This is a genomic window from Halorubrum sp. CBA1125, assembly GCF_009742825.1.
Classification (GTDB): Archaea; Halobacteriota; Halobacteria; order Halobacteriales; family Haloferacaceae; genus Halorubrum.
Genome location: NZ_WPCE01000133.1, coordinates 1 through 7,895, shown reverse-complemented (window position 1 = coordinate 7,895; position 7,895 = coordinate 1). Strand labels below are relative to the sequence as shown.

General features: G+C 69.6%; 9 protein-coding genes, 1 tRNA gene and 3 pseudogenes. 4 read left to right on the top strand and 9 right to left on the bottom strand.

The genetic code is table 11. The annotated features are described in order from the left end of the window. The 4 genes and pseudogenes from GJ633_RS11630 to GJ633_RS11615 form a co-directional block, all read left to right on the top strand. A partial coding sequence (locus GJ633_RS11630; RefSeq protein ID WP_303646449.1) for a methenyltetrahydromethanopterin cyclohydrolase occupies nt 1–332 on the top strand: 332 nt, incomplete at its 5' end. Nucleotides 333–349: 17 nt separating this feature from the next. Then, nucleotides 350–904, top strand: coding sequence for a hypothetical protein (locus GJ633_RS11625; protein ID WP_156588958.1), 555 nt, complete (start codon nt 350–352; stop codon nt 902–904). Between the two features lie 34 nt (nt 905–938). Continuing rightward, nucleotides 939–2,143: pseudogene (locus GJ633_RS11620) on the top strand (potassium channel family protein). 107 nt (nt 2,144–2,250) lie between these two features. Beyond that, a pseudogene (locus tag GJ633_RS11615) lies at nt 2,251–2,603 on the top strand (nuclear transport factor 2 family protein). Between the two features lie 30 nt (nt 2,604–2,633). On the opposite strand, the gene GJ633_RS11610 reads toward GJ633_RS11615, so the two are convergent. The 9 genes and pseudogenes from GJ633_RS11610 to GJ633_RS11570 all read right to left on the bottom strand — a co-directional run. Next, nucleotides 2,634–3,350: a fumarylacetoacetate hydrolase family protein gene (locus GJ633_RS11610; protein WP_156588957.1), complete on the bottom strand. Its 717-nt coding sequence runs from the start codon at nt 3,348–3,350 to the stop codon at nt 2,634–2,636. A 107-nt stretch (nt 3,351–3,457) separates the two neighbouring features. Continuing rightward, on the bottom strand, nt 3,458–3,865 hold the full coding sequence (locus tag GJ633_RS11605; protein ID WP_156588956.1) for a hypothetical protein: 408 nt from the start codon (nt 3,863–3,865) through the stop codon (nt 3,458–3,460). Further along, nucleotides 3,865–4,248 (bottom strand): hypothetical protein, encoded by a 384-nt coding sequence (locus GJ633_RS11600; RefSeq protein WP_156588955.1) that lies wholly within the window; start codon nt 4,246–4,248, stop codon nt 3,865–3,867. The genes GJ633_RS11605 and GJ633_RS11600 overlap by 1 nt, the downstream gene beginning before the upstream one ends. Next, complete coding sequence (locus GJ633_RS11595) at nt 4,245–4,526, bottom strand: ubiquitin-like small modifier protein 1 (protein WP_156588954.1); 282 nt, start codon at nt 4,524–4,526, stop codon at nt 4,245–4,247. Before GJ633_RS11595 ends, GJ633_RS11600 begins: the two co-directional genes overlap by 4 nt. Nucleotides 4,527–4,593: 67 nt before the next feature. After that, nucleotides 4,594–4,977 carry a hypothetical protein gene (locus GJ633_RS11590; protein ID WP_156588953.1) on the bottom strand — a complete coding sequence of 128 codons (384 nt, stop codon included), beginning with the start codon at nt 4,975–4,977 and terminating at the stop codon, nt 4,594–4,596. 40 nt (nt 4,978–5,017) lie between these two features. Then, nucleotides 5,018–6,016, bottom strand: a complete 999-nt coding sequence (locus tag GJ633_RS11585) for a phosphate uptake regulator PhoU (RefSeq protein WP_156588952.1) — start codon at nt 6,014–6,016, stop codon at nt 5,018–5,020. A gap of 216 nt (nt 6,017–6,232) precedes the next feature. Then, nucleotides 6,233–7,180 carry a D-2-hydroxyacid dehydrogenase gene (locus tag GJ633_RS11580; RefSeq protein WP_156588951.1) on the bottom strand — a complete coding sequence of 316 codons (948 nt, stop codon included), beginning with the start codon at nt 7,178–7,180 and terminating at the stop codon, nt 6,233–6,235. Nucleotides 7,181–7,357: 177 nt separating this feature from the next. Further along, nucleotides 7,358–7,468 (bottom strand) — tRNA-Glu (locus GJ633_RS11575). 184 nt (nt 7,469–7,652) lie between these two features. Then, nucleotides 7,653–7,895: pseudogene (locus GJ633_RS11570) on the bottom strand (hypothetical protein); the annotation flags it as partial.

Genomic DNA, 7,895 nt, shown 5'->3' with positions numbered 1-7,895 from the left:
TCCACGCGTCCGGGGCGGCGCCGATCGCGCCCGTCACCCGCGACGAGGACCGCGCGATGGGCCGGACGAACGACGCCCTCGCGTACGGCGGGGAGGTTCACCTCCAGGTCGCACGCGACGACGACCGCTTCGATCAGATCGTCTCGACGGCCCGCGAGGAGTACGGCACCCCGTTCGTGGAGGTGTTCGAGGACGCTGGCTGGGACTTCTACGAAGTCGACGAGAGCGTCTTCGCGCCCGCGACGGTGACCGTCGACGTGGTGGACGGACCGGTCTACACCGTGGGCGAGACCGACGAGGAACTGCTCGCAGAGTCGTTCGGCTACCGCTGAGTCGGCGGACCGCGCCGATGCGACTCAAACCCGTCCCGGAGCCGCCGACCGACCTCGACGACCTCCGCGCGTTCCAGCGAGCGGTCCCGCTCGTCCCGGGGCGCACCGACGACTGTTGCGCCCGTCTCCGCCGGCGGTGTGACCTCCCGGATCGGCAGACTGCGAACGACTGGCTGGCCTTCCTCCGCGCGCTCGGGCTGGCCGAGGAGACGCCGCGGGGGTACGTCCGGACCGACGCGGCGCCGACCAAGGAGCGCGTTCGCGAGGGACTCAGAGCGAGCGTCCTCCACGTCCCGGAGGCGATCGAGGAGCTGCGGAGGGGTTCGGCGGACCCGACGACCGAATCGGACCCGCTCACCGCGGAAGCCCTGTTCGCGGCCACGCGGGGATCCGTGCCGCGTCACGATCGGGCGCGGAATCCGGACTGGGAGGCCGCGTGGCGCGAGCGCGCCGACCGGCTGCTCCGCTGGCTCGCGCTGGTCGACCTCGCCGAGCGGGTCGCCCTCCCCGACGGTCGAACCGGCTACGTCGCCGGCGACGCCCTCGCGTCGAGGGGGCGAGACGAGGCGTGACAAGCCTTTTACTCGGAGCCGGAGAGGGTATCGCATGGGACGATTCGACGAGGAGCCGGGGACGCGGAGGGTCCAATACGAGCCGGCGAGCGTGAAGGACCTGCTCGTCGAGATGAAAGACACCGCGGAGCTGCTCATCGACCTGTCGTACTCTGCGGTCCTCCACGCGAGCCCGACCGTCGCCCACGAGGTGGTCGAGCTCGAACACCGGATGGACGTCCTCCAGATGCGGGCCTGGATGAGCCTCATGCTCGCCGCCCGGAAGCCGAGCGAGGCCGAGACGCTCGCCCCGGTGCTCGGCGTCGTCGGCGCGGCCGACAAGATCTCGGACGCCGCCGGCGACATCGCGAAGATCGTCACCGAGGAGATCGGTCTCCCCGACGCGATGCGGGGCGCGCTCACCGAGGGCGTCGAGACGCTCGTGCGCGGCACGGCCGTCGACGGGTCGCCCTACGACGGGCGGACGCTCGAGGACATCGACCTGGAGTCCGAGACGGGCGTCCGCGTGATCGCGATCCGCCGCGACGAGGACTGGATCCTCAACCCCGGCCCCGAGACGCGGATCGAAGCCGGCGACGTCGCGCTCCTCCGCGGGCCGGAGGCCGGCGTCGCCGAGGTGTACCCGGAGCTGACTGGCGAGACGTTCCAGCCGGACGAGCCCGCCGAGCCCGCGGTCGACGACCTCGAACGCGCGGTCGACTCGATCGTGTTGATGCGAGACCTCTCGGAGCTGGCCGTCGACCTCGCGTACGGTTCGGTGCTGTTCGACAACGAGGAGCTGGCCGAGGAGGTCCGCAACCTCGAGATCGAGGTCGACGCGCTCCAGTCGCGCTTCGAGGTGTGGACCCTCCGGGCCGCTCGCGAGGCGGACGATCCCGTGTCGCTCCGCGGGCTGATCCACCTCGCGTCGCCACCGAGGAGATCTCCGACGCCGCCGAGGAGATCACCGAGGGCGTCGTCCGCGACCTCGGCGTCCACCCGGTCGTCGAGATGGCGGTCCGGGAATCCGACGAGATCATCACCCGCACCGTGGTCGGCCCGGGGAGCGACCTCGTCGACACGCGCGTCGAGGCGGGCGTCCCGGTGACCGACGTCTCGACGAGCGTCATCGCGATCCGTCGCCCCGACGAGGGGTGGCTGGTCGGCCCCGACCTCAACACGACGCTCCGGGCGAACGACGTGGTCATCTCCAAGGGCACTCGCACCTCCGCGGAGGTGTTCGATGCGCTCGCGGCGTGAGACGACCACGGGCGCGCACCACGGCGAGGATCGGCGCCGGCCGGTGACGGCGACCGGGAGACGGGAGGAAGCCCGATGACGGTGACCGGGAGACGGGGGGACCGGCGGTGACGGCGGCCGACACCGACCGGGAAGCGCTCGCCCGGGCGTACTACGAGGCGCTCGACGCGGGCGACTACGACCGGCTCGCGTCGCTGCTCGACCCGGCGTTCGTCCAGCGGCGCCCGGACCGGACGTCGAGGGTCGCGACCGGTTCGTGGCGTTCATGCGCGACGAGCGGCCGATGACCGACACCACTCACGCGGTCGACGCCGTCTATCCCCGGGGGCCGGGCGTCGCCGTCCGCGGGCGGCTGCTCGACTCCGACGGCGAGGTCCTGTTCGCGTTCGTCGACGTCTTCGCGGTCGAGTCGGGACGGCTCGCGACGCTGGAGACGTACACGAGATCGGGCGAGGAGTGAGTTCGGCGCGAGTTCGGGTCCCCGGACCGGTCACTCGTCGATCACGGGGTTCGACAGGGTGCCGATTCCCTCGTAGGTGATCTCGACGCGTTCGCCCGGCTCGACGAGCCCGGGGTTCGCCGGGCTGCCGAACGCGACGCAGTCGCCCGGCCGGAAGGTGAACCGCTCGGAGAGGTACGCGACGATCTCGCGTGGACCGAACAATATCAGTTCGGTGTTGGCGTCCTGTCGGAGCTCGCCGCCCACGGTGGTCTCGATGTCGAGCCCGGTCGGGTCGACGTCGGTCTCGATCCACGGACCGAGCGGCGCGGAGCCGTCGAACGCCTTGCGCGCGGTCCGGCCCTGCTGGTCGAGCGCGTCCACGTCGTTCAAGATCGTGTAGCCGCGGACGACGTCCGGGACGTCCTCGGGGTCGAGGTCGCGACAGCGCTCGTCGATCACCGCGACGAGCTCGCCGGCGTACGTCAGCTCGTCGGTCCACGCGGGGTACCGGATCGGCTCGCCGTGTCCGAGCAGGCTCGCGGGCGGCTTGACGAAGAAGTCCGGCTCGTCCGGCCGTTCGTACTGCATCTGATCGAGCGTCTCGGCGTAGTTCCGCCCGACGCAGTAGAGCGCGCTGGGGTCACACGGCGGGAGCAGTCGACCGTCCCGACCGACCTCGTAGCGGCCGTCCTCCGCGGTCACGGTTCCGTCGTCGTACCGGCCCGCGACCGGTCCGTCCGGCGTGAGCAAGCGAGCGAGTCGCATACTCCGCGGTCCACGGCCGGCGTCGAAAAGGCATCGGAAAGGCGTCGAATCGCGCGAACCGCGTCGAAAAGACATTGAAAAGGCGTCCCCATCGACGGCGACACGCGTCACTCGGAGGGGGACGTCTCGTCGCCGTCGGGTACTCCGATGACGACGCCCGACCGGATCTCCAGTGCGGTCTCGAACTCCGCCCGGCGACCGCCGTCGCCCGCGCGCTCGACGGCGGCCTCGTGGGCGCGGACGACGGCCGCGCGCTCGCGGTCGTCGAGGCCGAGCCGCTCGGCGACGCGCTCCCAGTGGTGGGGCTCGACGAGGAACGTCTCGCAGTCCGCGTCGACCGCGATCCGCTCGTACCGCCGCCGGTACTCGTCGATTCGGGATCCGAGGTCCGCCTGCACCCGCGCGAGCAGGTCGGGGAGGCGTTCAGCCGGGACGCTCGCGAGCGCGGCCGCCTTCACCAGAGCCGGCCCCTCGATCGGATACTCGCCCGACTGCGACCCCTCGTCGCCCCCCATCACCCGCCGGCCCGCATCGCCTTCTGCTTGTACCGCGGGAGGAGATCGCCGAGGGTCTCTGGATCGCCTGCGAACGACGTCCGCACCTCGGTCAGCGTGAGGCTGCCCCCGACTTTCACCGTCTCGGTCGCGAGCGTCGCGCGCCAGCCGTCGCCGTCGACGCGGGTCGCCTCCGCGGGGTCGTCCGTCCCGACGAGTTCCCCGCCGAGATTGACGAGGTAGTGCGCCGCGAGCCGCCGGGAGATGCCGCGGTACGTGACCTCTTCGCGCACCCATCCCGCTTCCGCGGGCGGGCCCGCCTCGTCGCTGGCGCTCCCGTCGTCTGCAGAAGCTTCCTCGTCGCCAGCACCGCCGCCGGCTGCGGGAGCCTCCTCGTCGCTCATGTGCCCCCGGCAACCGGTGGGAACACCGAGAGCCGGTCGCCCTCTTCGAGGGTCGTGTCGAGCCCGTCGAGGTGGAGCACCTCGCGGCCGTTCTTCAACACGTTGATCTGCGGGGCCAGCTCGCCGTTGACGATCAGGCGTCCGTCCATCCCCGCGTACTCCGCCTCCAGCTCGCGTAACACGTCCCCCACGGTCGTTCCCTCCGCGAACTCGGCGGTGACGACCTTGTCGCCGGCCGCCTCGCGGAACGTCGCGAAAAACCGCAGTTCCAGTTCCATACCGATCCCTCGTGACGCGGCGGCTTAAAAACGGTCGACGCCGGCAGGACGAGCGGGGGCCGTCTCGCTACAGGTCCGAGAGCCGGATCCCGTCCTCGACGATCCGAAAGCTGCGTTCGCGGTCGAGGTGATCGGCGAGCCAGTCGTGGTCGTGCAGCTGGCCGATGAGCTCTACGTAGAGGTTCCGCCACGCGATCGCGTAGATCGGCGACTGTCCCCACGCGCGGAGTTCCGGGACGAACTCGTGGTACGTGCTCGCCTGTGTCTCCATGCGCTCGACCGCGTCCGCGACGATCCCGGCCGCCTCCGCGGGGTCCGTCCCGTCGATCTCTTCGTTCAGGCGCGACTGGATGCTGGCTATCGCCCGTCGCATGTCGCGCTCGGCGGTCTCGTCGTCCTCCGGCAGCGACTCGACGACGCCCCGCGGCACGCCGAGTTCGATCTCTGGCATGTCGTGGGCTCGGGGCCCAGCGATGAAAAACCCACCCGACTCACGGCGTCGGCGCCGCCTTCTGGAGGGCCGTCTCGGCGATGTTGCCCCCGTAGTCGGCGGATCGGAGCACCGAGTCGACGACCAGCCCGAGCAGCTGCGCTCGGGTCGGATCGAGGGATCGGAGCAGCTCGTCGATCGACCGCACTCGCTCGTCGATCGCCCTGACGCTCGCCCGCGCCTCGTTCGCCCGACGGGTCGCCGCCTCGCTGTCGTCGTCGAACAGGGCGTCCATGGCCCCGTCGATCACGTCGACGGCGTCTTCGTAGAGTTCCTCGACCGCCTCGACGACCTCCTCGGGGAGCGGCTCCTCGATGCTGAGCGTGAGGTGGGCGATCTTGGTCGCGTGGTCGCCGATCCGCTCTAACTGTCGGGCGCTGGAGTGGTAGTCGAAACACTCCTCGCGGGGGAGTCCGAGCTCCTCGATGGCCCTGGGCGTCCGGAGCGTCGTGCGGAAGATTCGCGAGACGACGAGCCACAGCCTGTCGAGGTCGTCGTCTCGCGCGATCACGTCGCGTGCGAGGTCGTGATCGTGGTCGGCCAGCGCGGCGATCGCGTCCTCCAGCATCGACAGCGAGATCAGCCGCATCCGGGTGACGGCGTTGTGGACCGACAGCTCCGAGGAGTCAAGCAGGTCCTGTACCACGACCCGGTCGCGGGTCTCTTCGAGCACCTCCAGCCCGACCAGTCCCTGTACGGCTTCGCGGATCGTCGACCGCTGGTCGGTGGTTATCTCCGCCCCCTCCAGCTCGATGACGTCGAACCCGCTGACGTACATCGTCATCACGGCGCGGGTGAGCGCCTGGCCCGTCAGGTCGGCGACGTCGAGCGTCCCCCGGGTGCGCTCCTCGTCGGACGTCGGCGTGAGAAACAGCGAATCGCCGTCGGGGTGAAACTCGATCTCGGTCCCGGCCTCCACGTCGTTTTCGGTCGCCCACGTCTTCGGGATCGAGACCGTGTACGTCGAGCCGCCGGTGACCTGCACCTTCCTGGTCTCCATGTGCGTCGTTGGCGGTCTGGATACCTTAAACCTGTCCAAGATATATATTTAGTCGTACAGAGCGATATAGAGACGTTTAGTCGCCATCTACCGACTGTCCGACGAGGTATTCTCGCCAGTTTTAGAAAACCATCGAGGATACGGTGAAAATACATATGGATATATAGACACGGTCGACGGCCAGCGGGTCGGCAGCGTTCGGCTACCTCTCGCCGGTCACAGGACCCGATTTCGGAGGTCCTCGCCGTCGGCCAACCGATCCACGTTGTCGGCGAGGATGTCGGCGACGCGGTCATAGTAGTCCGGCGTGTGGCCGGCGTTGTGCGGCGTGATCGTCACGTTGCCGAGCCCCCACAGCGGGTGGTCCTCGGGCAGGGGTTCCGGGTCGGTGACGTCGAGCGCCGCCCCTCGAATCCGGCAGTTACGGAGTTCGCTCACGAGCGCGTCCGTGTCGACGATCGGTCCGCGCGCGATGTTGACCAGCACGGCGTCGGACCGCATCGTCCGGAACGCCTCGGCGTCGACGAGTCCGCGCGTGGTCTCGGTGAGCGGGCACGCCAGCACCACGTACTCGGCGTCGGCGATCGCCTCGTGGAACTCGTCGAATCCGTACACCCGGTCCGTCGGTCCGCCCTTCTCGGGGGAGTAGCGGACCCCGTTCGTCTCCACGTCGAACGGCTGCAGGCGGTCGACGATCGCCGAACCGATCGCGCCGAGCCCGACGACCGCCACCGTCGACCCGTACACCTCGGTCGTGTCGTAGGTTCGCCACTCCCGGCGTGACTGCTGGCGTACCGCCAGGTGCGACTGGCGCGCGTGACCGATCATCGCGCCGACGACGTACTCGGAGATGTTCCGCTCGTGGACCCCCGAGGCGTTCGTCACCGCGACGCCGTGGTCTTCGAGGAGGTCCTGCGGGAGGTGGCCGGTGCCGGCGAAGACGCACGCGAACAGCTCCAGCTCCTCTGCGGCAGCCAGTAGCTCCTCGTCGATGTTCAGCCCGACCGCGATCCGGGCGGTGCGGATCAGTTCCCGCTCCTCCGCCGGGGTCCGGGCATGGGCCACATCTGCATCCGGGAGCCGCTCGCGGATCACGTCGACGAGGTCTCCGGCGCCCATCCCGTGAACCGTCTGTCGCAACACGACGACGTCTGGATCGCTCATGAGCGGTGACTCGCCCCAACGGATAAAAAGCATGGCCGTCCGGCGACCGGTGCCGGATCCGTGCGGTTCAACGCGTCGCCGGCGGACGATGGCGGTTTCGTGACTGGCGGACGAGGATGATCACGTGGCTGACGAACGAGCACGATCCTGTCGCTGACAGCTTAGTTCCCTGAAAAGTGCTCGGTCAGGGATTTGAACCCTGGTCGTCGGCTGTCTTCCAAACCGGCGCGTCGACGCGCCGCGTCTGCCGAAAGGCCAACATGATTGGCCGGACTACACCAACCGAGCGCGTCTCCGGGTTGTGCTGCCTCCGATTTAACTCTTCTCAACTCGCGGTCCCGTGGGATCGTTCGCCACGCCGATCGGGGGACGGGGGACCCCCGAACAGATTGACCCGGGTCACGCCGAACGGCGGAGCGAACACGCGATCGGCGCCCCGACGTCGGTCACCACGCCGTACGGTCGTCCCTCGCTACGCGTCGTCGATGAGGTCGCCGAACACGGACGCGGCGGTGTCCGGCACGTCGAAGTCGTGGTAGTGTTCGCCCTTCTCGTTCGAGAGGATGTTGAGCGCGGCGGCCGCGCCGTCGCCGGCCGAGATGACCGCCTGCCACTCCTCGGCGCGGGCCATCGCGCCCGTGGCGTAGGCCCCCTCGACGCTCGTCTCTAGCCGACGACGGAACGCTCGACGCTCGCATCGCGTTGTGGAGCGCGG